The following is a 22,340-nucleotide window of genomic DNA, read 5'->3' as shown; positions in this document are numbered from 1 at the left end:
TCAGTGTACCAACGATGGCTTAATCCCGCATCCGATGCTCCTGTACATATTCACTTGGGGAATGCTTTGTGATCTTCTTAAATACCCTATTAAAATTGACCACATTGTTAAACCCTGTTTTAAATGCAATATTGGAAACGCTTTCGGAGGACTCGTCAATCAACATCTTGCAGGCCCGTTCAATTCGGATTTCATTCAGGAAGGTCACATAAGTCTTGCGGGTGTGCTTTTTAAAATACTTACAAAATGCGTGCGGAGTCATGTGAGCTACTGCTGCGATATCTTCAAGCGAGATTTTATCACCAAAATGCTGAAAGGTATATTGAAATATTTCGTTGATACGCAAGCCTTCCGCGTCCGAAAATTTCTTCTGGGGAATTCCCGTATATAGGGAGGTCCATTGATCGACCTTTTACTCAAAAAATTGATCAGTTTTACAAAGGATAATAAGCGATCTATTCCGGCGCTTGTATTGATCTGTACAAATTTATCCTTGAGGGCAATAGCATGTTCGGCATCCAGTTTCTTACTGACATTGATGTGTTCCAAAATATTTGACATCGTCAAATTCAGGGAAATCCAGAAAAGATTTAAAATGCTCGTAGTCGAAGAAAATATGAATCGCATGAATGCCGTCCTTAATATCCTCTCCTGTTTTAAACATATGTGGTTCATCTGCATCAACGATATAGATTTCATCCTCTTCAAAACTATGGGTAAAGTTGCCGATCATAAAGGTCCCACGCCCTTTTAAGATATAGGTCAATTGGATCTCTTTATGCCGATGGTAATTGCTATAGAAGGAGGGCAAGATATCCTCTTGCACGCAAATAGATCCTTGATAAACCACCGGAACCGTAAATTGAACAACTTTCATCGTCTATTGAAATAACAAATATTAAACCGTTAATTCAAATATACCATTTTTTAAGACAATAATCGTTAATTTTTAACCAAAAACTCCTTAACCTTACCAATGAACTTCGGTAAAGTCGGATCTTCACCAGTGAGTGACAAGATTTTGAAGGTCTGTGGATTGATCCATAAATAACTTGGCGAACGGTCTATACCAAAGTCATTTTCCATTGTTGCCCGATCATTTGTATTCAAATAATAACTATGAGACCCCAGAACGAGGGAGTTGCTGGTTTTAATCCAGGCATCTTGGTCAGCATCTAACGAAAAGTAAATAACCCGCACTCCCATTGCCTTTAACTGCGCCTCTTTTTGCGTAGTTCAGTAACATCAGAAACACTGTATTTACTAGCGGCTTTCCAGAATGCCGCGATCAACATTTTGGCATTTGAAAATTCACTGATTTTTAGCGAGTCCCGTTGGACATTCATTGGCGTGATGGGTGGAAAGACAGGCATATTCTCGTAAAAATCTTTCACCCGGTCTACTTTCTCACGCGCAAATTTATAATAAGGGTGTTTTTGCAGGGTTGCATCGAACCGCTGTAGTGCAGTATCAAATTTTTTGAAGTTATCCGCATCGACGGAGACATATTTGAAAAAGTAAGGAGAACTAAAGACGATTGATGTGTGCTATCAAGAATAAAATCAGCATATAAATTGCGAAGATTATAAGGTTTACCAGCCGACAATCGTTGTATTTCATCAATAGTTTTCTCGTAAGATCCATCGTTGCGTAGGGCCATCGCTGAGAGCTGCCCATTTAGTCCACCGATTCTGGCGGTCTTATTTTCTTCATTCAATTTTTCTTCTTTTTCACGTTGGCGATAGCGTTGCGTAAACTGAACAAATTCCGTTGCATTACTGGAGGTTGTAGTCAGGGTAAAGCCGCCTTTATTTTCTTTCAGCTCATAGTCACTTCCCCTTCTAAAAACAGGATGTAAGGCTCTCCGCCACTAATCTGAATTGCATAAAAACCAGTCATTGCCAATTCACCTTCCAAGACAAATTGCCCGTTTGTCACACTTGTTTTTGTAAACTGTTGCATTTTGTTTTCTGGATCGATGAGGGTCACTGAGCTCCCTCCGCAGCACTTGTCTGCCCTGTAATTTTATAAGCGAACGTTTTCAAAAGTTCTTCTTTTTTGGCTTTGTCTGTTTTCTGGGAACAACTGCTTGTTCCCAGAAAAATAAATAGAAAGCAAAAATAGCTAAAGGACTTTATAGTTCTTATAGGTTCCATTTTCAAATATGCGAACATTTCCTTTTTTTCCCTTTATGTTAAGCTTGACAATTTTCCCATTTTCCCAGCTCATATCCACGGTGTAATTTCCTCTGGCTTTTAGCCCTTTGACCTGTCCTTTAGACCAAGCTCTAGGCAGGGCTGGTAGCAGATGGATATATCCATTATGGCTTTGAATCAACATCTCTGCGATACCAGCAGCGCCGCCAAAGTTGCCATCAATCTGAAACGGTGGATGGGCACAGAATAAGTTGGGATAGGTGCCGGCGCCTACACCCTGATACGTTGTTTCACTGGCAAAAGCCGGTTTCAGCAACTGACGAAGGATTTCCAAGGCATGATCGCCATCCTGCAATCTTGCCCAAAACAATATTTTCCAGGCTCTTGACCAGCCTGTTCCTTCATCTCCCTGACAGCAAGCGTTTTTCGTGCAGCTTCGGCCCAAGTCGGAGTCGTTTGGGGAGAAATAAATGCTGCAGGATATAGACCATAAAGATGGGATACATGACGGTGTTTGGGTTCAACCTCCTGATAATCTTCAAGCCATTCCATCACACGTCCAGATTTACTAACCACTACTGCTGGAGGAATCTCTTTTAATTTTCCCTTCAAGCTAGCTACAAAACTATCCTTGACAGCCAAAATAGAATCTGCCTGAATAACGGCTTGATACAGCTCGCGTACAATCTGATTGTCGATTGTGGGGCCCATCACCACTGCTGCGACTTTTCCATTGGGCATCCGAAACGCATTTTCGGGTGATACCGATGGTGAAGTTACCCACCAGCCCGTTTTTGATCTTGCACCAATGTATGGTTGTAGAATTCTGCCGCACCTTTGAGTATCGGATAGATTTCTTTCAGATACCCTTGGTCTCCTGTAAAAGATAATGCTCCCACAAGTGGTTACACAGCCAACCGGAGGCTGTACTTGCCCCCAAGAAGCCTGTTCTCCTGGCGCTGAATATCCCCAGATATTGGTCATCATATAAACAACCCATCCAGGTGCGTTATAATAGGCTTTTGCAGTTTGCTCTCCTGTTTTTGCGATCCGTTTTATCAGCTCGATAAAAGGTTGATGATATTCACTTAGATTGTTTACTTCTACCCCCAGTGATTCATCTGCGCATTGATATTTAGATGATAATCACCATTCCAAGGCGTTTGGATCTGATTGGCCCATAAGCCCTGTAAGTTTGGCGGAAGTGCATTTGTATTTTTCGGCGCTGAGCTTGAAATATTCAAATAACGACCATACTGATAATAAATCGTTGCCAAATCCGGATCCTGTGCTGGGGCCTTATAAAAATTTGCAATCCGTTCATTGGTCGGAATATTCGTATGTGCTTTATTCCCAAAAAGGTTAAGCTCCACGCGGTTAAAAATCCGTTGATAGGAATTCACATGATTGCGGTACATTTTAGCTGCATCGGATTGCTGTACCGCAGCAATAGTCGCCTTTGCTGTAGCTAGCGGATCCTGTCCATAATAGGATGTACTTGCCGTGAGATAGATTGAGAGATTTCCTGCTGCTGAAACTTCCAGCACCTGATCTTTTCTGTTGACCTGAAGATGTTTACCTTGTACTTTCAACAAGCCGACAAATTTTAGGTTCTTGCCCCTTTACCATCCGGTAGCGACCCTTCGACCAAAATACCATCATCCAACAGGGTGTAGCGGTCTATATTCTCCTTCCGCTCAAAAGAAATACTAACGGTCTGTCTGGCGTCGCTGTTCTGATTCAATTGAATAACACCAACATTCTTGTCAAAGGAGGTGTAGTAGGTACGTTGAATTTTTGTGTTTCCGGCACGAAAAGAAGTCTGTGCTGTCGCCGTGGCCAGATCCAGTGATCTTGTATAGTCTTCAATAGGCGAAGATGGCAGTTGATAGTGCAAAAGTAGGTCTCCGAGTAACTGATAACAGCCATAAGGAACATTAGCGCCATCGCCAAAGCCGGAACCTTTGCCACTGGTGACAAAAGTTTCATTGACCAATTTTTCGGCTTCATCATTTTTACCGGCTTTCAGTAAAGCCTGAATGGCGTTGACATTTTTGTGCGCGTCATAGTTATTGGGATCCTCCGGGCTTCCGGACCACATACTGATCTCATTCAGTACAATTTTTTCCTGCGTTGGATTTCCATCAGGCATCATACCAATTAGCCCATTACCCAACGGCAGGGTTTCTTCCCAGATTTTGGCAGGCTTATTATACCAAAGACGAAGTGGATTTTGTTGTGCAAACAAAAGCGTGGTCTGACAGATGCAGACCACGAAAAGTGTTAAAATTCTATTTCCCATAAAGTTCAAGCTCGGCAATTGTCAGCTCATTCCCTTCAATAAATTGCGTTGGTTCAAATTTGATAAACTTGGTATTATTGCTTGTTTCAAAAATACCTGCTGCAAAATTGGATTTGCTTTGATATTGGAGAATTCACCTTCTTTCACGCTTGTCCATTTTTTACCGTCTACACTGGTTGAGATCCTGTATTTTGTCGGGATACCGCTTGTCTTTTTATCCTGACGTGGTAAGAAACCAATACCCGAGGTTGCGCCATTTGTTTCAATGACCAAGACTCCTGATCACCCACAGTTGCAAAGGTATTTGCATTACCATCTGTTATATAGGCCTTGTCGGTCGTACCTGTTGTCTGTAATTTAAAGCCCGTTTGTTTTTAAGCTCTTTTGTATCGAAGGCAAAAGATTCATTATACTCCTTGAATAGACCAAAATCACTTAAAGTAATTGCTACCGGCGCATAAATATGTAACCGTAAGCGTGTCGTTGTCGTTGGTTGTTCAAGCTTTATCAAGCGATTCGCACCAATACTGGTTGCTCTGGCCAATGGCTTCCAGGTGTTGTCAGCCCATTGTTCCACAACAACGCTGTCAATCCGTTGTCCCAATTTGATGTTTTCGCGCAATTGAATAAGATCGAACGTCGCCGCTGACTTTAGCTTAATTTCAAGTGTAGCTGAAGTTTTTGTATCATCGGTCGCCCAATAGCTATAACGGTCATTATCCGTAATCAGCGATGTGGCATATGTTTTAGTGTCGGCATTACGTGTATTTGAGGCCGTTATGGTGGCGCCTTTTGCTAGATTGGCACGGAAAGTTTCTTTGATCTTTTACCAAAAGCCTTTAGGGATTTCACATCATTTTCATGGAGTGTACCTGAAGGCATAGGAGCCAGACCAAGATTCATACTGGCACCTCGACCCACCGATTTCAGATAGATTTCAAACAGTTGATTGGGTGTTTTCACCCGGCCATTCTGTTCCTCATGATAAAACCATCCTGGACGTTGAGGAACATCACATTCCGCCGGAATCAATATTTTCCATTCCGGTCACCCGATTCGGCATTATGCGATTCGGTCGCTCCGGGTACCGCTACTTTTCCATTGAGCCCTATTGGTGTAAATGTCGCCCAAGAGGTTTCGGCAGCAAAACCATGTTCATTACCTACCCAGCGCATATCTGGTCCAATATCCGAGAAAATCACCGCATTAGGTTGAAGTTTACGCACAATTGGCCAAGTTTTCTCATGCCACTCATAATAGGTTGTCCGGTCTATAATCCGTTTCCCATGTCCACCATAGTAACCATCACCACCGTTTGCACCGTCATGCCAAGAAGTAAACAAGGGACCATAATTGCTCATCAATTCGGTCAGTTGCTGTCTGTAGGCATCGGCATAAGCTGGTGTACCATAATGTTCATCGTGACGGTCCCATGCGGATAGATATACACCGAACTTCATTCCATTACGGTGTGTCGCTTCCATAAATTCCTTCACCATATCGCCTTTTCCATTTTCCATGGAGAGGAGGCAATACTGTAGGAGGTTGTTTTGGTAGGCCATAAACAAAATCCATCATGATGTTTGGCAACACTGATCAGGCCTCTGAAACCTCCATCCGCTGCTGCTTTGGCAATCTGATTTGCATTAAATGCCGAAGGATTAAACAAAGCAGGCTGTGCATCACCATAACCCCATTCTTTATTTTGAAAAGTTGTGGGCGTATAATGGATCAAGCAGTAAGTTTCCATCTCCTGCCATTTTAATTGGCGTTCGGTTGGTAAAGCTCCATAAGGTTTTAACGTATCTGGTTTAGCTACCGTACCGCTGGAAAGTAAGATGGAGGATAACAAAATTGTGAACATATTCTTTATTATAAGTACTAGAAAATTAGGTTGTAAAGCCCTAATATAAGAAGTTTTATAAAATTATCTATGTAACATTTGCGTACGGAAATAGGCTGGAAAAATCTAAAAGGTATTCTAGTCGTCGATAATTAGCCTTATTCAATCAAATCAATCGATTGATCTAAAACATCTCACTGAAACAGTAAAATAGTTTATTGGGGCTTTGCCGCTGTTCTTTTTAGTATGATCCGACCAAAATGAACTTATTTACCTATTGGAGTGCAAACAAAAACCCACATTTGTTATTAATAGAGGATAAAGAAGTTAGCTGTACTATAATAGGTGATTGGATGCTATTGGGACAAGATTGGCATGATAATTATAAGTTGTAGTGCAGAAAAAGGAATGTTTATATATTATTAGAAATTATTATGAAAGTAAATTTAATGATTTTAGCAGTTGCATTGGCATTTTCAACTGTCGCATGCAACACAACAGGGAAAAAATCTGAAGCAACAGGAGCTGGCGATACCGCAACTACAGTCCAAAAACCAAGTGTAGTGGATAACGCATCTTTGGAAGGAACATGGGAGCTTAAGTCTATTACCACACCAGAGACAGCAGGAAAAGCACTGAAGGAATTGTATAAGGACAAAATCCCAACATTAACTTTCACAAGCAAAGACCACAAAGTAGAAGGTAACAACGGTTGTAATGGTATCGGTGGTACTTACGAAAGTGAAAAAGGCAATTCCATTAAAATCGGTGATAAATTGGTATCTACCATGATGCACTGCGAAAATGCGGCTTACAATGAATTTATGAATGGCTTAAAATCTACGACAAACTTTGACGTTAGAGATAATGAGTTAACATTTATTTCTGGCGATATTGTCGTGATGCAATTTGTAAAAAAATAAGGAAATACTCAATTGAATGAATAGGTCCCCAATACTAGGGCCTATTTTTTTGATTTTGCTTTTAGCCTTTGCAAGCTCTTTTAGCTATTAATTCTTGATTGCTTCGATAAGGTTTGTTCTATAACCTTCTTATTTTAAGAAAACTCCCCTTTAATTTAAAAAAGTTGCGCTCCCCATGTTCGCTCCCCTCCGAATGTTCGCTCGCCAGATTCGGATATGCTTATGATTGTTTTTTTAAATAATTATTTCGGGACAATGCTCTTGGTAACAGCTCTTCCAATACCATGATTCCTTTTATTTTATTAGGTTTTTTATCATAGTCAGTAAATATCTCAACGGACTTGTGGGTGTAAGTGTTATGACTTACGACGAGACTATCCAGATTTCCTACAGCATTATAATAAAATGTTCTTCTGGATAAGAACTGACCGTCCTTATAAAGTTGCTCTTCTTTCAATAAGTCGCCATTATATTCATACGTATAGATAATGGGCGTATTCGTCTTTTCGAAAATTTTCCGTTCGACGATTTTGTTTCCCTGATAACGGAGTTCATGTTTATCTGAAAATGTGACCGACTTATCAACGCTCTTTTTTCTAATGTTACCTGATTGCCGTTTACAGCCACATTCCAATAAACCTGATCCGTGAAAAGCATGCGGAATCCGTCCACCATAGGCATAAAAGTAAATCCACCAGTAATACGAGTCAGCTGCCCCCATCATAACTCAGCTTAATTTTATCTACAGTAGGGACAAACGATGCGTTTGTCGGTGACTCCAGGTAAAAAATCGGAATTTCTTTCAATCCCTGACCTAAATTAATTTCTCCATCTTTCGAACATGAAAAACAGGTCAATAACGACAACGTACAGACAGATAGCCAGATTTTTTCATAAAATGGGTCATTTCATTGGCAATTATACGAATATAAAAATTTCATCTCGTAACTTTACACATCATGAAAAAGATCAATCTAAAATCATACGTGAACAGGTCGATCGTTCAGCACTTCGCGAACATTCGACTCCTTTATACCTCACATCAAGTTTTATCTTCGACAGCGCTGAACAAGGTCGGGCGGTCTTTGCTGGAGAAGAGGATGCAATGATTTATTCCCGCTATGCAAACCCGAATACTTCCGAGTTCATCAACAAGGTCTGTATAATGGAAGGTGCTGAATCGGGCTTATCTTTCGCATCTGGTATGGCTGCCGTATTTGCATCCTTTGCTGCAATTATCGAAAGTGGAGACCATATCGTTTCTTCACGTGCGATATTTGGTTCTACCCATCAGTTATTTACGGAACTTTTTCCGCGTTGGGGTGTTACCACAACTTATGTAGACGCAGCTAATCCTGAGGAATGGGAAAAGGCTATACAGCCAAATACGAAAATTATATTTTGGAATCACCATCCAATCCCGGATTGGAATTGGTTGATTTAGAATGGTTGGGCAAGTTCAAAGAAAAATATCCGAATATCATTCTTTCAATCGACAACTGTTTTGCGACACCATATCTTCAGAAACCAATTCAATATGGATTTGACTTGGTCATCCATTCGGCGACTAAATACATGGATGGACAGGGACGTGTTTTGGGTGGTATTGTCGTTGGAAAACAGGAATTGATAGACAAATTGATGTTCTTTATCCGTCACACAGGCCCTGCATTGTCACCATTCAATGCTTGGATTATTTCAAAAGTCTAGACACCCTAGGTATCCGTATGGATCGCCATTGTTCCAATGCACTCGCACTGGCACAAGCGTTAGAAAATCATCCGGAGATTGAAGATGTAAAATACCCTTTTCTACCAAGCCATCCACAATATGAGCTAGCTAAGAAGCAGATGAAAGCAGGCGGTGGTATTGTTACACTGGTTGTCAAGGGTGGTTTTGAACGTGCAAAAGCTTTTGTTGACCAATTGGAAATGATTTTATACACATCCAACTTAGGTGATTCCAGATCAATCGCTACGCATCCAGCATCCACGACACACTCCAAGCTGTCTGAAGACGAACGACTGAACTTAGGTATACAACCGGGCAGTATTCGATTGTCGGTTGGATTAGAAGATCAGGAAGATATTATCAACGATATCTTACAAGCCCTAGAGAAGACGAAATAAATACTAAAAAAGCGTGCTAAGCACGCTTTTTTAGTATTTAGTATTAAGATATGAGATGCTGGTTGTATAAGTCTTTCGGCTAATAGTTCTGCCTTCTTTATCCTCGTACTACTCATTTCCTAGTTTAACGAAGCAATCGCTGCGGCATAGTTTGGTTCGTCAGCAATTTCGGCAACTTGCTCTTCGTACAAGACTTTACCATTCTCGTCCAAAGTAATCACAACGCGGCTCAATAGACCTGCTAATGGTCCCTCGGCGATTGCCAATTGATAAGCATCAGAGAAATTTGAATCTTTATATTCTGATAATGTCACCACATTGCTCAAGCCTTCGGCTGCGCAAAAACGACCTTGTGCAAATGGCAAGTCTTTTGATATACATAATACAACCGTATTGTCCAATTGAGATGCTTCTTTGTTAAACGCACGTACAGATGCTGCACAAGTTCCCGTATCCACACTAGGAAAAATATTTAACACAATTTTTTTTCCTTTGAAGTCTGCGAGTGACTTATCTGAAAGATCTCCTGCAGTTAATTTAAAATCAGGCGCTTGTTCACCAACTTGTGGTAAATTGCCTTTAGTGTTCACAGGATTGCCCTTAAAAGTGATTGTAGCCATAAAATATGATCGTTTAATTTTTAGTTTCCTTGCTCTTAAAGGTACGAGCAAAAAAATATTACACAACATTTATTAATATTAGCCAAACATTTATTATGTTAGCATTGTATTTTAAAGAGGAATGTTAACCAACAATAAACACTAGTATGAAGAAATTATTATTCTCAATACTTTGTGCATCACCATCACTGCTCTTTGCACAAGGGTCTCAAGTGAACACGCAGGGCGTACGAGCATTAGGTATGGCTGGTGCTGGATCTGCACTATTCACAGACGAAACAAGTATATTCTACAATCCGGGAGGTTTAGCAAAAATGGACCACAATGCGGTATCTGCAGGATATCTACGGTAATGTATCGATCAGCCTTCAAAGAATCAGGAAGCAATCAAGTCTACAACACTCGTTCGCAAGTTACCCCACCATTTTCTGTCTTTGCTACATTTGGCCCTGACAATGCGCGTTGGAAAGCGGGTCTAGGTGTTTACACACCTTACGGTGGAGCAGTGGATTGGGGAGACAGTTGGCCTGGAAAATACGAGCTCAACCACCTCAAGTTGCGCGCGATTTACATACAGCCTACCATTAGTTATAAACTTACCGACAACTTAAGTGTGGGTGCCGGATTCGTGTACAACATCGGTATGGTCGATCTAGCGCGGTCATTACCTTTGTTTTTAGCTGACGGATCTTCTGCAAGCGCTAAATTAACCGGTACCGGTACTGGTATAGGTTACAACGTTGGTGCACATTACAATTTTGACAACAACGTCGCGATCTCCCTATCTTACCGATCGAAAGTCGTTACCAAACTGAAAAAAGGGGATGCTGATTTTACGGTACCTGATGCTGTTGCAGCCTCGTTTCCTGACACTAAATTCAGTGCAGAGCTTCCTTTACCGGCATCACTCAACCTAGGCATTTCGGTCCCGGTTAGTGACAAAGTGGATGTTGTTGCCGATGGAACTTTTATCCAATATAATATTTATAAAAAGTTAGTATTTGATTATGCAGACAATACACCGCTGCTACAAGATACTGAGCAGATAAAAATTATAAGAATGCATTTTCAGGGAAAATTGGGGTGAATTATAAAGCCTGCGAGCATTTGGCTGTACGTGCCGGAGTAGGTTATGTAAAAACACCGGTTGACAAAGACCATGTTTATGCGGAGACTCCGGACAACGACCGTATCATGGGGGCACTGGGATTGTCTTATGCAATTAACGACAAATTCAGCCTGCATGCAGCTTATGTTTTACAGAAATTGAAAGAGCGTACTGTCGTAAGCCCAGTTACACAAATTGAGGGTGCTTACAAAACTAACATTCATGCTCCTTCAATTTCATTCACCTATAAATGGTAATAGATTATGAAAAGATTTCAAAAAAATATTAAGCTTTATATTGGTTTTGCGGCGATAGCATTGGCTGCGTCCTGTAAACCGTCTATCGACCTTGACACCAAAGGTGGAAATCCCGAAAATGTAGATTTCAGCAAATATATAGCTGTTGGTAACTCACTAACTTCTGGCTACGCCAATAGTGGACTCAGTCTCAAGGGTCAGGAACAATCTTTCCCGAATATGCTTGCTCAAGAAATGAAAAAAGTAGGCGGAGGAGAGTTTTTGCAACCTTATTTTCCTGCGGAAAACTATAATGGTAGTGGGTTCTTATATTTAAAGGCTCTGGTGAACGGTCAACCGCAATTGGGTACAGTTACTGACCACCTGGCCATCCGTGGACAAACGGAAGACAAAAAGCCGCTTTACATCAAATACACTGGTCCCATCAATAATCTGGGCGTACCGGGAATGCGTTTGGATATGGCATTTGCGCCAGGAATAGGTACCACAAAAGGGAATCCTTATTTTGAGCGATTGCTACCCGACAATGCGCCAGTTACCACAACTTATGTAGATTATGCAACGACCAAAGACCATACCTTCTTTTCCTTCTCATTAGGAAATAATGATGTATTGGGCTATGCAACAAATGGTGCCGTGACTACTGATGCCACAAACACCTTGATTTCTGAACAGGACTTTGCGAGGTTTTATACCGGCTTTATCACCAAATTGACCAGCAAAGAACAAAAAGGAGTTGTTGCGACGATTCCTGATGTAACGGCGGTTCCTTACTTCACAACAGTAACACGTCAGGCATTATTGGCTGCAGCGAATGCGGCATTAAAAGCGCAAGATCCCAATGCCGCACCACTCACGGATATCTACATTAAAACAAAGACAGTCCCTTTTCGTCCAGCAACGGATAAAGACATGTTTATTCTGCCATTTTCTTCGGCTGGCTTATTGGGCAGACGAGATCTCAAAGATCCTGTAACTGGCGTTGTCAATCCGGCTCCTTACGGTCTACATCCGGCAAATCCTGTTGGCGACAATTTTGTATTGGATGAGGCTGAGGCAAAAATGGTCCAAGATCGTATCGTCGCGCTAAACACAACGATCAAACAGATTGCGGACAGCAAAAAACTTGCAGTAGCGGATATCTACAGCTTCTTGAACAAAGTAAAATCGGGCTATCAGATTAACGGTATCGCCATCAGTAACAAATATATCACTGGTAATATATTTTCGTTGGATGGAGTTCACTTAACACCTATGGGCTATGCCATTATGGCCAATGTTTTTGTTGATGCGATCAATGCAAAATATAGCACCAAATTAGGGAAAGTAAATGTCAGCCAGTATGGTGGAGTTGCCTTACCTTAATGCTATAAATTAGTCAAAGGATAACAAAAAGGTCATTTGAATTGAACATTCAGATGACCTTTTTTGTTAGACAATGTTTATTTTTGTTTAACATTCATCCGCTTCAAAAGCTACACCTAACAAATCTGCATAGGATAAGATTGGTACAGTGGAAGTCATTATAGTGGCCGCGTGGATGTGTTAACAGAGAAATACAATACGCGTAGTAAATAATTATTCTTATGAAAATCAAATTAAACCGTGTCAACCAAGCTGTGCATTTCGAAGCCAGCAGTGAATTATCTTCCGTCAAAGTCAACATCGATGGTTCCGAAGCGATTGGTGGTGAAGGAAAAGGTGTTCGCCCCATGGAATTGGTATTGATGGCATTGGGTTCTTGTAGCGTTTTTGACCTACATAGTATCCTGGTAAAACAACGTCAGCAAGTTGATGATGTCCAGGTGGAAGTAGAAGGAAAGCGTCGCGAAGAAGTGCCCCAAGTGTTTACGGATATTCATATCAACTTTTTCCTCAAAGGGGAAATTGATGAAGTGAAGGCGGCGAAAGCAGCCGAGCTAGCTGTGAAAAAATATTGTTCAGTACATGATATGCTTGCGGCGGGTGGTATCAACATCACTTATTCGCTAAAAATAAACTAAGATTTCAGTATGTCTGTCCTTCATATTTCAAACGAATCTGACATATGAAGGATAGACAGTTATTTAAAGAATAGCGGACTAAAGTCTTGTTTGCTCTTCGGTCTTATTTGGTTGGTTGCCGCTCTTGACCTTTTGGTTCCCAAAGTGATACCGCAATGTCACATTTACCTTTCTTGTATCCCGATAATCATCAAAATAATTGTTTTGATCGGCATATTTTGACGATATTCTCATTTTCTCTGTCCTAAAAATATCCATAAACGCAAGGTTGACCTCTAATCGCTTATTAAAAAACTTTCGATTGCTCATCACATAGGTACTGGAGTAGCCTGTAATCCGAAATGGTCCCTGAATAGTAGGTGAGGTAAACGTATTGCCGAGTTCCAGATTCCAACCCGCATTTTTGTCCAGGACATAGTTTGAACTGATGTTACCATTGCCGATATAAACATCGTTCTTATGCAGCACTGCATCGGCCCCCATAAAATAATTCTCATTGTACATTCCTTCCAGTTGAAGATTTAATCCCCAACGGGATGTCAATTGAAAGCTCTTCCCCAGATCTATCCCTGCCCCTTGCCCTTTCTTAATATTGGTATATTGAAAGACCAATTGGTGGTTGACATTATCCTGCAAAGCAATTTCCATATTAGGCCATTTTTCAAAGCGATAAAATAGATCCACATTCCAATTATCCTTTGTCCAGGTCAGGTTGAGATTATGCACAATCGTGGCCCTCAAGCGGGGATCTCCTGGAAATATGAAAACAGGTTATAATAGGATTTCGCAGGATTAAGCCATGAATAAGCGGGGCGGCTGATGCGTTTACCATAGGAAAATCCGAATTGCTGCTGATCCGAGAGCGCATATTGCATATAGAAAGTAGGAAATAACACAAAATAATCCTTTTTATTCATGTCCTCAGGTTCTGAAACCCGTCCTTCTAGATCGGTATACTCCCCTCTTAACCCCGCTTTCCAGCTCCATTTCTTCCAGCTATAGTTAATCGATGTATATAAGGCGCCATTACGCTCCTTATAATCAAACAGGCTGCTCTTGTCGGGCCGGTATTGAAGGGTACCTGATTCATCGTCCGAAAATATTAAGTCACTTGTTGTTTTGACAGCGCTAAACTTTCCACCAAACTCAACATCTAGTCCTTTAATCTTTCCCGTAATATCTATTTGTGTGGAAAAAAGCCGGTTTTCACTATCGTTATTGCTGATAAAACGCGTACTCGATGGTTTTTCCCTTAAAATTCAATGCTGTCAAAACATCTTGATCGTTGGTCGCATTGCTGGACGTGAAATAAGAAGACCAATTAATATTCCATTTGGAACTGAGCTTCTTGGCCACCTGGAGATATAGATTGTTGTTTTTATTGGACCGTTCATGATCATTTGTTGTAAAATAGCTAGATTCCTGCACATGGTCTTTGTTATAGATTACTGTAGGTACCTCATAGATGCCGTAGGACCTCGGCCCATAATAACCTGTTAAGCCCATATTGATTGACCATGTTGTGTCTGGTGTATATTCCATTGAAAGCACATAACTATTTTGGCTATTATTGGTATCGAAACGATCCATCGTGCCTTCCCATGAAGTCTGTTCCTTCGGGTAATACACGTAGTTTGTTTCATAACGGGCATAGGTACCGCGTCCAAAATTGTATGTTGCCCGTAGATTGAATTTTTCATTCTTGTAATACTGTGCAGTCCAAACAACTGTTTCCAGGTCGTGCTTTTCTCCGCCAACCCCACTAACGTACCCCGATAGCCATATAAGGTAGATTTGGAAAGCTTGATGTTAATGATTGTACTTCCCTCAGCTTCATATTTTGCAGGGGATTTGTAATCACCTCGATGGACTGGACATCGGTGCCAGCTGTATTCTCCAGATAGGTTTTCAGTTCCTCACCACTGAGCAGAATCTTGCGGTCATTGATCAGCACCATAATCTTTTTACTTCCGCGCACCATTAAGTCCGAGCCACTCGCCATCACCAAAGGTGTACGTTTAAGGATGTCCCAGGTATTGAGCGCAGAGAGGTTACTATGCTGTACGTTAAATTCTAGGCGATCCAACTTGCGGATCAATCGGGGTTGCCGGCCTACAACATTCACTTCCTCAAGCTCTTTCGCCTTGGGAAGAAGGGTCACGATCAACGGGCTTTTTATGGTATCGCTGTAAAAAAATAATTCTTTGGTACCAAAATTCAAATGTGATGCTTTGAGATAGTATTTCGTATGCTGTGCTAATGCTAATTCAAACTTCCCGGAAAGATCAGTCTTCATTTCGCGAATCTGTTGATAAGTGCTATCCAATAACACAATAGATACATCAGCCAGTCCCTCGCTATTTCCATTTTGAATTTGTCCCCCTACTTGCCTAGTCTGTGCTGTAGAAAGCAAAGGAGCTAAGAGCAAAAATAATAATCCTTTCATATTTTGGTATTTAATACCCCAAAATTGTCCATTACCCCCGCTAAATATGGTTAATGAAGAGTTAATGCTGTGTTAAGGTGTCTGATGTTGCTTGCAAGCAATTATATTTGTATATGGAATTGAAACCTAAAAACTATATTATTCTTTTCATCTTATTTTTTGCTGTTCTTATCGGCATCCAAGGTTATCAATTATACAACACCTACCAACTCAAACAACGTGAGATGCTCGCGATGGTCAAAAAGAATCTGGACAACTTAGACGACTCAAATCTTATTTTTGACCACAACTTATTAAGTAAGGATATCGCCAGAGATTACTACATCAAACTGGTCAAGAAAGAAATCACGGAAGAAGGCCTAAAAAACAGTATCAAACCTACGCACAGAAAACTTCCAAGGAGCTTACCAAATATGTCGACAGTATATTCCAGCCCTTAGGAATGCATGTCATCCTTAAGCAGGAAATATTAGGTATTTATTATAAAGATGCTGTAAAACCATTGGTCAGTGGACCGATCATCGTCTATACAACAAATGGTACCTTTCACAATCCAACGGAATTATCCACAAGCAAATGGGTTACGGAAAAAACAGAAACAAATAAGATAGCGGATCGTATCGAGAGCAAAGAAATATTATATGTTTTTTCAGTTCCGCGAAAGACTTCCTTTGAAGTGGTCAATTTGGGCTGGATTTTATTTAAGGAGCTGGCTTCCCTCCTGTTGAGCACCTTATTGATTCTAGCAGCATTTATCTGGCTATTTTATCGAACTATCACGAATCTCCGAAAACAAGACAAACAGATTGCGGTATTACATGATGTCGTAGACAATATTTCGCATGAACTAAAGACACCGGTTGCGACCCTAAAAATTGCGGCTAAAACACTCCGAAAGTCTCCCGATGACAACATCATCACGGTGATTGAACGCCAAGTAAGCCGCTTAGAGCAAACCCTAGATCCATTAAGTGAGCATCAAAGCGCAACAAGCCTATCCCCAATAACGGCGGATGAGTTACAGGCCATTTTTAGCGATTTTCAGTTATGCAATCCAACTGTCAAGCTTATTGTGGAACTAGGCTCTAACCTACAAATTTGCCTTAACCCCACTGATGCTACGACATTCTTTTACAACTTGATGAATAATGCGGTTAAATACGGTGCCACAGCGTTGGGCATTCGTTTTGAAGAACAGAAAAACTATCTATCCATTCAGTTCAGGGACAATGGCCAAGGTATGGATGAAAGCGAATTGCCTTATATTTTTGAAAAGTTTTATCGTATCCAAAAAGACAATATCCATGACACAAAGGGATTAGGGATCGGTCTGTTCCTTGTTAAGAATATCATCAAGAAATATGGTGGAGAGATCAAGGTCATCAGTAAATTGCAACAGGGGACAACTTTTACAGTGCTCTTACCACGCTAATTTATCGGGTTATAAAGTTCATCTTAAACATGGGGATAAAGGGTGTTAAATTTGGATGGGGCAGAGACAAGGAGATCATAATAAGGATGAGAAACAAAGGGGCCAAACATCCGTTAGACAAAACGAAGAAATGAAGAATAAACTATTACTGGTAGAGGATGATCCGGATTTTGGGTTTATGTTGAAGCAATACCTAGAACTTTCGGATTTTAAGGTGGATTGGATTGCACAACCGAAGGATCTTACAGCCGATTTTCAAAGGCTGACGGGATATGATTTAATTATTTTGGATGTTATGCTTCCACAGGTAAGCGGTTTCACTTTAGCAAAAGAGATCAACACGCTTTTTCCTTTACTTCCATTTATTTTTTAACGGCCAAGGAGCAAAAGATCGATAAACTAACGGGCTTGAAAATCGGTGCAGATGATTACATCACCAAACCCTGTGATCCCGAAGAGTTATTACTTCGCATACAAAATATATTAAAGCGTAATCAAAAACATGTTTCTTCAGGGTCCATTTCAATTGGTTCATATCTATTTTCACCGGACCAACTGCTGTTAAGTCACGCTCTTGAACACTATAAACTCACAGAACGCGAAGCACAGTTGCTGTTATTCCTCTGTCAACACAATGGTCAACTCGTGACACGGGAAGATATCCTCGAAAAAGTATGGGGAACTGCTGATTTTTTTACGGGTAGAAGCATGGACGTCTTTATCACACGTATTCGAAAATACCTGAGCCATGACCCCACTCTTAGCATTACTTCGAATCGTGGTATAGGGTTTACCGTTCATTTCTGAAAAGTACACCAGATGTTGTTTTTAACAATACCATCCATCTGAGGATTCAATTGTTATTAGCTTCCAAGCTCCTCTTTTCGTCTATTCCATAATTTCTCTGCCCAGCGTCCGACAAACCAAAAGGAAACTGCCAGGATCAAGAAAAATACAGCTCTATTGATGTTATCCCATAGGTACTCGACGTAGCGTGTATAGATATTCAGTACCAAAAACACAAACCCCACCTCACGGGTGACATTATCTTTGCTTTTAGCCCATAAATAACCAGAAAAGCGGACACGGCAGTAGATAAAATACCCCAATAAAACATATGGTATTGACGGACGGTGGTCCATTCATAAAAATCCGAATAGTTACCAAAAATGGATAGTGCCCATAAAGAGACCATGAGGTAAATCAATCCGATGATATAACTGATCGGCTGAAAGATCTGCAAGCGTTCGAAACGCGGTTGTAACCAAACCGCTGCTGCTGTGATGATTGCACCGAAAATAGTAAAGCGCAACGGATAATTCATTCCCAGAATTTAAATCCCCAATTGCTATGATAAGCTGTTTCGGTAGCGAACCAAACCCCAAGGGCCAAAAGCATAAAAGTCCAGATCAGCTTGCTATCGAGCTTTACTGCAAGAATACCATAGATCGCAACAGACAATAAAAATAAAAGTGAATAATGCATGGTATCCTTATCCAATACCTTGCCCATAAATCCGATGCAGGCGGCGGTTCCGAACACTCCGATCAACATCATTGTCTCTGTGGAAAGATTCTTGTAGGGATAACGCTTTTTATAACGAAACCCAAGCGTGTAGAACAGTACAGCGACCGCAGCAAAAAGAAGCAGAATAAAATATTGGGTGCTTCATAAAGGGTATCCACAAAAGCTAGGAAAGAAGCATCTGTAAATAGCGAAAAAACAGCGAATACCAAAGAAGCCAAGGCGATCCAGAAAGCATAACGCGCCAGTTGTCCCCAGTCAAAACTTTTAACATCGAGGCTATCCATCAGTTCACTGGCCTTTTGTTCATCCAATAGATTCTCCTTTTTCCAAAATTGGACAATATCTTCGATGGATTGTTTCTCCTGTTTGCTGACGTCGTATTTTCGCATTATTGTTGTATTGAGTATAGAGCATGGAGACCTTAGTTGAAACATAACGCTGGTTTACAAACTCATTGAATTGGTTTTTTAATTTTAACGTTTTATTTTCGAGACACTTCCTGTATATACTTACAACATACAAGGTTGTCATAACGATCTAAATCGATCACAAGATAACAATAACCTTCGTAACTTTCCTAAATCATTACAGCATCACAAGAGCTCCGCATCACCTGTATATCACATTTTATTCCAAAAGTCAGATAGGCTCGCATAATTCCTTTAAAATCTGTAATTTTGCATGTTTTGCATTTTATCCCTTTTCAAGGGTTTTAAGGAGTTTTCATGGCAGTAAAAAGAAGCCCAGATTTGGGCGAACAGAGTGAAGTTCAAGTATTTGGTGCGCGTGCGCACAATCTAAAAAATATAGATGTATCTTTTCCGAGAAATGAATTGGTTGTCATCACCGGTTTAAGCGGCAGTGGAAAGTCTTCCTTGGCTTTTGACACCATTTATGCAGAGGGACAGCGTCGGTATATGGAAACTTTTAGTGCCTATAGCCGTCAGTTTTTGGGGGTATGGAGCGTCCGGATGTGGACAAGATATCGGGTTTGAGCCCTGTGATTTCCATTGAACAGAAAACAACGAGCAAAAATCCAAGGTCAACCGTAGGAACCATCACTGAAGTATATGATTTTATGCGTCTTTTGTTTGCCCGCGCAGGTGAAGCATTCTCCTATGTCACTGGCAAAAAAATGGAACGCATGTCTGACGATCAGGTGATCGACCGTATTTTGGACGAGTTTGAAGGGCAAGCGTTAAATATCCTCGCTCCTGTTGTAAAAGGACGTAAAGGACATTATCGGGAGCTTTTTGAACAAATTCGTAAACAGGGTTATGTCAAAGTACGTGTAGACGGTGAAATACTGGACCTTGTTCCAAAAATGCAAGTAGACCGCTATAAGATTCACGATATTGAGATTGTCGTTGACCGTTTGAAAATAGAACGTGATGACAAAAAGCGGCTACAGACTTCGGTTATGCAAGCCATGAAAACGGCAAAAGGCATTATCAAAGTGTCTACAAAAGACAATCAGGAGCAATTTTATAGCCGCTATCTGATGGATGCTGAATCCGGCATCTCTTATGATGAACCACAGCCAAACACCTTCTCATTCAACTCACCTTATGGTGCCTGTCCGACATGTGATGGATTAGGTTATATCTTTGAGATTGATAAAAATGCCGTCATTCCTGACAAGAAACTCAGTATTCAAAAAGGAGGGCTGGCACCATTGGGGCCAACCCGGGAGAACTGGACTTTTGAGGTGCTTAAAGCCGTCGCCAAAAATTGGATTTTGCGGTAACAACACCATTGGAAAAATTGAGCGATGAGCAGATTGATCAGCTTTTGTTTGGCAATAAAGAAGAACCTATCGTCGTCACCGTATCCTATGGAAGTTATGGTACCCGTGAATATCGTGTGGAATTTGAAGGATCTTCAAAATGCTTGAGGAATTTTCCGGAAAATCTTCTGATGAAGCCCCTTCACTGGATGATTTCAGAACCAAAGTTACCTGTCCTACTTGCGAAGGAGCACGGTTGAAGAAAGAATCGCTGCACTTTATGATCGCAGACAAGAATATCCATGAACTATCGACATTAGATATTTCTGCGTTAAAAGAATGGTTCGATCAGGTAGAGGGCAAACTGGATGAACGCCAATTGGTCATTGCTACAGAAATACTTAAAGAAATAAGGGCCCGTTTGGGCTTTCTACTGGATGTAGGCTTGAATTACCTGACATTGGATCGTACGGCAAAAACCTTATCTGGAGGGGAAGCGCAACGGATCCGTTTAGCCACCCAGATTGGTTCACAATTGGTCAACGTCCTTTATATTCTGGATGAACCAAGCATTGATTACATCAACGCGACAACGAACGTCTCATTAAGGCGCTCAAAAACTTACGTGATATTGGCAATTCGGTCTTGGTTGTTGAACATGATAAGGATATGATCCTACATGCGGATTATGTGATTGATATGGGCCCGGCGGCGGGTGTCCATGGTGGTACAGTCGTTGCTGAAGGACAACCCGATGAGATCTTAAAATCCGATTCCTTGACCGCGGCTTATCTTAATGGGAAAAAGCGGTTAAGATCCCAGAAAAACGTCGTGAAGGCAATAGCAAAACGCTGACCATTCATGGCGCTACAGGGCATAATCTCAAAAACCTGACCGTAACCTTTCCGCTCGGTAAATTGATCGTCGTATCGGGTGTTTCAGGCTCTGGTAAATCGAGTTTAATTACTGGTACATTGTACCCGATCTTAAACAAACATTTCTTCCGGGCAAAAGCGACTCCACTTCCATTCAAAAAGATTGAGGGCTTGGAGCATATTGATAAAGTCATTGAAATCGATCAAAGTCCTATTGGCCGTACGCCACGCTCCAATCCTTCAACCTATACAGGCGTATTCTCCGATATACGCACGCTCTTTGTTCAGCTTCCCGAAGCAAAAATCAGAGGGTATAAACCCGGTCGTTTTTCATTCAATGTCAAAGGCGGACGCTGTGAAACTTGTCAGGGTGCAGGCTTGAAAGTAATTGAAATGAATTTCCTTCCTGATGTACAGGTTCCTTGTGAAACATGTCACGGAAAGCGTTATAACCGAGAAACTTTGGAAGTACGCTACAAGGGTAAATCTATTTCAGATGTACTTGACATGAGCATCAATGATGCTGTTGATTTCTTTGAAAATGTACCGAGCATTTACAGAAAAATCAAAACCTTACAGGATGTAGGTTTAGGTTATATTACCTTGGGTCAATCGTCTACGACCTTATCTGGAGGAGAGGCACAGCGGGTGAAACTTGCCACAGAACTTTCCAAGAAAGATACCGGAAACACATTTTACATCCTCGACGAACCGACAACAGGACTTCATTTTGAAGACGTCAATGTGCTCATGGGTGTAATCAACCGACTGGTGGACCGTGGAAATACGGTATTGATTATCGAACACAACCTTGATGTTGTCAAATCCGCGGACTGGGTGGTTGATATCGGTCCTGAAGGTGGGAAAGAGGGTGGTCAAGTATTATTTGAGGGAACCCCAGAAAATTTAATTAAAAACAAGAAAAGCGAAACCGCACGTTTCCTAAAACTGGAGATGTAACCAGATCAGACTATTATGGGGTATGCCTGATGT

At 41.1% G+C, this 22,340-nt stretch carries 33 protein-coding genes and 4 pseudogenes; 12 read left to right on the top strand and 25 right to left on the bottom strand.

From position 1 onward, the window contains the following. Nucleotides 1–19 precede the first annotated feature (19 nt). From KUH03_RS23400 to KUH03_RS23330, 16 genes are all read right to left on the bottom strand, one after another. A complete protein-coding gene (locus KUH03_RS23400; protein ID WP_257087071.1) occupies nt 20–346 on the bottom strand; it encodes an AraC family transcriptional regulator in 327 nt (108 codons plus the stop codon). A 180-nt stretch (nt 347–526) separates the two neighbouring features. Next, the gene (locus tag KUH03_RS23395; RefSeq protein WP_257087070.1) at nt 527–877 is read right to left on the bottom strand and encodes an AraC family ligand binding domain-containing protein; all 351 of its coding nucleotides are present in this window, start codon (nt 875–877) and stop codon (nt 527–529) included. Between the two features lie 65 nt (nt 878–942). Continuing rightward, a complete protein-coding gene (locus tag KUH03_RS23390; RefSeq protein WP_257087069.1) occupies nt 943–1,206 on the bottom strand; it encodes a thioredoxin family protein in 264 nt (87 codons plus the stop codon). 5 nt (nt 1,207–1,211) lie between these two features. Continuing rightward, complete coding sequence (locus KUH03_RS23385) at nt 1,212–1,394, bottom strand: hypothetical protein (protein ID WP_257087068.1); 183 nt, start codon at nt 1,392–1,394, stop codon at nt 1,212–1,214. Nucleotides 1,395–1,399: 5 nt separating this feature from the next. Next, nucleotides 1,400–1,717, bottom strand: a complete 318-nt coding sequence (locus KUH03_RS23380) for a hypothetical protein (RefSeq protein ID WP_257087067.1) — start codon at nt 1,715–1,717, stop codon at nt 1,400–1,402. Between the two features lie 101 nt (nt 1,718–1,818). Then, nucleotides 1,819–1,989: a hypothetical protein gene (locus KUH03_RS23375; protein WP_257087066.1), complete on the bottom strand. Its 171-nt coding sequence runs from the start codon at nt 1,987–1,989 to the stop codon at nt 1,819–1,821. 135 nt (nt 1,990–2,124) lie between these two features. Next, on the bottom strand, nt 2,125–2,472 hold the full coding sequence (locus tag KUH03_RS23370) for a glycoside hydrolase family 95-like protein (protein ID WP_257087065.1): 348 nt from the start codon (nt 2,470–2,472) through the stop codon (nt 2,125–2,127). Beyond that, nucleotides 2,466–2,897: a hypothetical protein gene (locus KUH03_RS49025; RefSeq protein WP_373564475.1), complete on the bottom strand. Its 432-nt coding sequence runs from the start codon at nt 2,895–2,897 to the stop codon at nt 2,466–2,468. The genes KUH03_RS23370 and KUH03_RS49025 overlap by 7 nt, the downstream gene beginning before the upstream one ends. A 35-nt stretch (nt 2,898–2,932) precedes the next feature. After that, nucleotides 2,933–3,055: a hypothetical protein gene (locus KUH03_RS49020; protein ID WP_373564474.1), complete on the bottom strand. Its 123-nt coding sequence runs from the start codon at nt 3,053–3,055 to the stop codon at nt 2,933–2,935. A gap of 204 nt (nt 3,056–3,259) precedes the next feature. Continuing rightward, on the bottom strand, nt 3,260–3,751 hold the full coding sequence (locus KUH03_RS23360) for a hypothetical protein (RefSeq protein ID WP_257087063.1): 492 nt from the start codon (nt 3,749–3,751) through the stop codon (nt 3,260–3,262). An 11-nt stretch (nt 3,752–3,762) separates the two neighbouring features. Further along, complete coding sequence (locus KUH03_RS23355) at nt 3,763–4,458, bottom strand: glycoside hydrolase family 95 protein (RefSeq protein WP_257087062.1); 696 nt, start codon at nt 4,456–4,458, stop codon at nt 3,763–3,765. Nucleotides 4,459–4,479: 21 nt separating this feature from the next. Continuing rightward, entirely contained in the window at nt 4,480–4,731 is a 252-nt protein-coding gene (locus KUH03_RS23350; protein ID WP_257087061.1) for a discoidin domain-containing protein, read from the bottom strand. Nucleotides 4,732–4,777: 46 nt separating this feature from the next. Next, a complete protein-coding gene (locus KUH03_RS23345) occupies nt 4,778–5,239 on the bottom strand; it encodes a discoidin domain-containing protein (protein ID WP_257097261.1) in 462 nt (153 codons plus the stop codon). A 14-nt stretch (nt 5,240–5,253) separates the two neighbouring features. After that, nucleotides 5,254–5,490 (bottom strand): alpha-L-fucosidase, encoded by a 237-nt coding sequence (locus KUH03_RS23340; RefSeq protein ID WP_257087060.1) that lies wholly within the window; start codon nt 5,488–5,490, stop codon nt 5,254–5,256. Further along, on the bottom strand, nt 5,487–5,978 hold the full coding sequence (locus KUH03_RS23335; RefSeq protein WP_257087059.1) for an alpha-L-fucosidase: 492 nt from the start codon (nt 5,976–5,978) through the stop codon (nt 5,487–5,489). Before KUH03_RS23335 ends, KUH03_RS23340 begins: the two co-directional genes overlap by 4 nt. Continuing rightward, nucleotides 5,951–6,322, bottom strand: a complete 372-nt coding sequence (locus KUH03_RS23330; protein ID WP_257087058.1) for an alpha-L-fucosidase — start codon at nt 6,320–6,322, stop codon at nt 5,951–5,953. The genes KUH03_RS23335 and KUH03_RS23330 overlap by 28 nt, the downstream gene beginning before the upstream one ends. Nucleotides 6,323–6,735: 413 nt before the next feature. Between KUH03_RS23330 and KUH03_RS23325 the strand changes: the two genes are divergently transcribed. After that, nucleotides 6,736–7,224, top strand: coding sequence for an META domain-containing protein (locus KUH03_RS23325; RefSeq protein ID WP_120260243.1), 489 nt, complete (start codon nt 6,736–6,738; stop codon nt 7,222–7,224). Between the two features lie 220 nt (nt 7,225–7,444). Here the strand turns inward: KUH03_RS23325 and KUH03_RS23320 are convergent, their stop codons facing one another. Continuing rightward, entirely contained in the window at nt 7,445–7,948 is a 504-nt protein-coding gene (locus tag KUH03_RS23320) for a hypothetical protein (RefSeq protein WP_257087057.1), read from the bottom strand. Between the two features lie 210 nt (nt 7,949–8,158). On the opposite strand from KUH03_RS23320, the pseudogene KUH03_RS23315 reads away from it, so the two are divergent. Then, nucleotides 8,159–9,353 (top strand): annotated as a pseudogene (locus KUH03_RS23315) (PLP-dependent aspartate aminotransferase family protein). Nucleotides 9,354–9,472: 119 nt separating this feature from the next. On the opposite strand, the gene tpx reads toward KUH03_RS23315, so the two are convergent. Continuing rightward, nucleotides 9,473–9,973 carry a thiol peroxidase gene (tpx, locus tag KUH03_RS23310; protein WP_257087056.1) on the bottom strand — a complete coding sequence of 167 codons (501 nt, stop codon included), beginning with the start codon at nt 9,971–9,973 and terminating at the stop codon, nt 9,473–9,475. A 146-nt stretch (nt 9,974–10,119) separates the two neighbouring features. Between tpx and KUH03_RS23305 the strand changes: the two genes are divergently transcribed. The 5 genes from KUH03_RS23305 to KUH03_RS23285 all read left to right on the top strand — a co-directional run bounded on the left by KUH03_RS23305 (nt 10,120) and on the right by KUH03_RS23285 (nt 13,341). Beyond that, on the top strand, nt 10,120–10,326 hold the full coding sequence (locus tag KUH03_RS23305; protein WP_257087055.1) for an outer membrane protein transport protein: 207 nt from the start codon (nt 10,120–10,122) through the stop codon (nt 10,324–10,326). Continuing rightward, the gene (locus KUH03_RS23300; RefSeq protein ID WP_257087054.1) at nt 10,326–11,060 is read left to right on the top strand and encodes an OmpP1/FadL family transporter; all 735 of its coding nucleotides are present in this window, start codon (nt 10,326–10,328) and stop codon (nt 11,058–11,060) included. Before KUH03_RS23305 ends, KUH03_RS23300 begins: the two co-directional genes overlap by 1 nt. After that, the gene (locus KUH03_RS23295) at nt 11,057–11,338 is read left to right on the top strand and encodes an OmpP1/FadL family transporter (RefSeq protein ID WP_257087053.1); all 282 of its coding nucleotides are present in this window, start codon (nt 11,057–11,059) and stop codon (nt 11,336–11,338) included. The genes KUH03_RS23300 and KUH03_RS23295 overlap by 4 nt, the downstream gene beginning before the upstream one ends. 6 nt (nt 11,339–11,344) lie before the next feature. Then, a complete protein-coding gene (locus KUH03_RS23290; protein WP_257087052.1) occupies nt 11,345–12,703 on the top strand; it encodes an SGNH/GDSL hydrolase family protein in 1,359 nt (452 codons plus the stop codon). Between the two features lie 221 nt (nt 12,704–12,924). Further along, nucleotides 12,925–13,341: an OsmC family protein gene (locus tag KUH03_RS23285; protein WP_257087051.1), complete on the top strand. Its 417-nt coding sequence runs from the start codon at nt 12,925–12,927 to the stop codon at nt 13,339–13,341. Nucleotides 13,342–13,419: 78 nt separating this feature from the next. On the opposite strand, the pseudogene KUH03_RS23280 reads toward KUH03_RS23285, so the two are convergent. The 3 genes and pseudogenes from KUH03_RS23280 to KUH03_RS23270 all read right to left on the bottom strand — a co-directional run bounded on the left by KUH03_RS23280 (nt 13,420) and on the right by KUH03_RS23270 (nt 15,787). Next, a pseudogene (locus tag KUH03_RS23280) lies at nt 13,420–14,519 on the bottom strand (outer membrane beta-barrel family protein). A 37-nt stretch (nt 14,520–14,556) separates the two neighbouring features. Next, on the bottom strand, nt 14,557–14,970 hold the full coding sequence (locus KUH03_RS23275; protein ID WP_257087050.1) for a hypothetical protein: 414 nt from the start codon (nt 14,968–14,970) through the stop codon (nt 14,557–14,559). A 133-nt stretch (nt 14,971–15,103) separates the two neighbouring features. Beyond that, nucleotides 15,104–15,787: a carboxypeptidase-like regulatory domain-containing protein gene (locus tag KUH03_RS23270; protein ID WP_257087049.1), complete on the bottom strand. Its 684-nt coding sequence runs from the start codon at nt 15,785–15,787 to the stop codon at nt 15,104–15,106. A gap of 113 nt (nt 15,788–15,900) precedes the next feature. Here KUH03_RS23270 and KUH03_RS23265 point away from each other — a divergent pair, with 113 nt between their 5' ends. From KUH03_RS23265 to KUH03_RS23250, 4 genes and pseudogenes are all read left to right on the top strand, one after another. Then, a complete protein-coding gene (locus tag KUH03_RS23265) occupies nt 15,901–16,227 on the top strand; it encodes a hypothetical protein (RefSeq protein ID WP_257087048.1) in 327 nt (108 codons plus the stop codon). A gap of 2 nt (nt 16,228–16,229) precedes the next feature. Next, on the top strand, nt 16,230–17,219 hold the full coding sequence (locus KUH03_RS23260) for a sensor histidine kinase KdpD (protein WP_257087047.1): 990 nt from the start codon (nt 16,230–16,232) through the stop codon (nt 17,217–17,219). Between the two features lie 55 nt (nt 17,220–17,274). Beyond that, nucleotides 17,275–17,633 (top strand): annotated as a pseudogene (locus KUH03_RS23255) (response regulator); the annotation flags it as partial. Then, a complete protein-coding gene (locus tag KUH03_RS23250; protein ID WP_257087045.1) occupies nt 17,628–18,026 on the top strand; it encodes a response regulator transcription factor in 399 nt (132 codons plus the stop codon). The pseudogene KUH03_RS23255 and the gene KUH03_RS23250, both read left to right, overlap by 6 nt. Before the next feature lie 56 nt (nt 18,027–18,082). Here KUH03_RS23250 and KUH03_RS23245 read toward each other — a convergent pair whose 3' ends face one another. Genes KUH03_RS23245 through KUH03_RS23230 form a run of 4 tightly spaced genes read right to left on the bottom strand, consistent with a single transcriptional unit; the run spans nt 18,083 to nt 19,135 of the window. Next, entirely contained in the window at nt 18,083–18,250 is a 168-nt protein-coding gene (locus KUH03_RS23245) for a hypothetical protein (RefSeq protein WP_257087044.1), read from the bottom strand. Further along, on the bottom strand, nt 18,226–18,543 hold the full coding sequence (locus KUH03_RS23240; RefSeq protein WP_257087043.1) for a hypothetical protein: 318 nt from the start codon (nt 18,541–18,543) through the stop codon (nt 18,226–18,228). Before KUH03_RS23240 ends, KUH03_RS23245 begins: the two co-directional genes overlap by 25 nt. Further along, nucleotides 18,540–18,776, bottom strand: a complete 237-nt coding sequence (locus KUH03_RS23235; protein ID WP_257087042.1) for a hypothetical protein — start codon at nt 18,774–18,776, stop codon at nt 18,540–18,542. Before KUH03_RS23235 ends, KUH03_RS23240 begins: the two co-directional genes overlap by 4 nt. Beyond that, nucleotides 18,773–19,135, bottom strand: coding sequence for a hypothetical protein (locus KUH03_RS23230; protein WP_257087041.1), 363 nt, complete (start codon nt 19,133–19,135; stop codon nt 18,773–18,775). Before KUH03_RS23230 ends, KUH03_RS23235 begins: the two co-directional genes overlap by 4 nt. 336 nt (nt 19,136–19,471) lie before the next feature. On the opposite strand from KUH03_RS23230, the pseudogene uvrA reads away from it, so the two are divergent. Continuing rightward, nucleotides 19,472–22,307: pseudogene (uvrA, locus tag KUH03_RS23225) on the top strand (excinuclease ABC subunit UvrA). Nucleotides 22,308–22,340: the final 33 nt, after the last annotated feature.

This window comes from Sphingobacterium sp. E70 (assembly GCF_019285695.1).
GTDB classification, from domain to species: domain Bacteria; phylum Bacteroidota; class Bacteroidia; order Sphingobacteriales; family Sphingobacteriaceae; genus Sphingobacterium; species Sphingobacterium detergens.
The sequence above is the reverse complement of the archived record's forward strand: the minus strand, read 5'-3'. Positions and strand labels throughout refer to the sequence as shown.

Bases quoted from the DNA above. Each gene is read 5' to 3' on its own strand.
- KUH03_RS23395 (WP_257087070.1), bottom strand. From the start codon at position 877: ATGAAAGTTGTTCAATTTACGGTTCCGGTGGTTTATCAAGGATCTATT.
- KUH03_RS23390 (WP_257087069.1), bottom strand. From the start codon at position 1,206: ATGGGAGTGCGGGTTATTTACTTTTCGTTAGATGCTGACCAAGATGCC.
- KUH03_RS49025 (WP_373564475.1), bottom strand. From the start codon at position 2,897: ATGCCCAATGGAAAAGTCGCAGCAGTGGTGATGGGCCCCACAATCGAC.
- KUH03_RS23355 (WP_257087062.1), bottom strand. From the start codon at position 4,458: ATGGGAAATAGAATTTTAACACTTTTCGTGGTCTGCATCTGTCAGACC.
- KUH03_RS23335 (WP_257087059.1), bottom strand. From the start codon at position 5,978: ATGGAAAATGGAAAAGGCGATATGGTGAAGGAATTTATGGAAGCGACA.
- KUH03_RS23330 (WP_257087058.1), bottom strand. From the start codon at position 6,322: ATGTTCACAATTTTGTTATCCTCCATCTTACTTTCCAGCGGTACGGTA.
- KUH03_RS23325 (WP_120260243.1), top strand. From the start codon at position 6,736: ATGAAAGTAAATTTAATGATTTTAGCAGTTGCATTGGCATTTTCAACT.
- KUH03_RS23320 (WP_257087057.1), bottom strand. From the start codon at position 7,948: ATGATGGGGGCAGCTGACTCGTATTACTGGTGGATTTACTTTTATGCC.
- tpx (WP_257087056.1), bottom strand. From the start codon at position 9,973: ATGGCTACAATCACTTTTAAGGGCAATCCTGTGAACACTAAAGGCAAT.
- KUH03_RS23305 (WP_257087055.1), top strand. From the start codon at position 10,120: ATGAAGAAATTATTATTCTCAATACTTTGTGCATCACCATCACTGCTC.
- KUH03_RS23300 (WP_257087054.1), top strand. From the start codon at position 10,326: ATGTATCGATCAGCCTTCAAAGAATCAGGAAGCAATCAAGTCTACAAC.
- KUH03_RS23290 (WP_257087052.1), top strand. From the start codon at position 11,345: ATGAAAAGATTTCAAAAAAATATTAAGCTTTATATTGGTTTTGCGGCG.
- KUH03_RS23285 (WP_257087051.1), top strand. From the start codon at position 12,925: ATGAAAATCAAATTAAACCGTGTCAACCAAGCTGTGCATTTCGAAGCC.
- KUH03_RS23270 (WP_257087049.1), bottom strand. From the start codon at position 15,787: ATGAAAGGATTATTATTTTTGCTCTTAGCTCCTTTGCTTTCTACAGCA.
- KUH03_RS23265 (WP_257087048.1), top strand. From the start codon at position 15,901: ATGGAATTGAAACCTAAAAACTATATTATTCTTTTCATCTTATTTTTT.
- KUH03_RS23260 (WP_257087047.1), top strand. From the start codon at position 16,230: ATGCATGTCATCCTTAAGCAGGAAATATTAGGTATTTATTATAAAGAT.
- KUH03_RS23240 (WP_257087043.1), bottom strand. From the start codon at position 18,543: ATGAATTATCCGTTGCGCTTTACTATTTTCGGTGCAATCATCACAGCA.
- KUH03_RS23235 (WP_257087042.1), bottom strand. From the start codon at position 18,776: ATGATGTTGATCGGAGTGTTCGGAACCGCCGCCTGCATCGGATTTATG.
- KUH03_RS23230 (WP_257087041.1), bottom strand. From the start codon at position 19,135: ATGCGAAAATACGACGTCAGCAAACAGGAGAAACAATCCATCGAAGAT.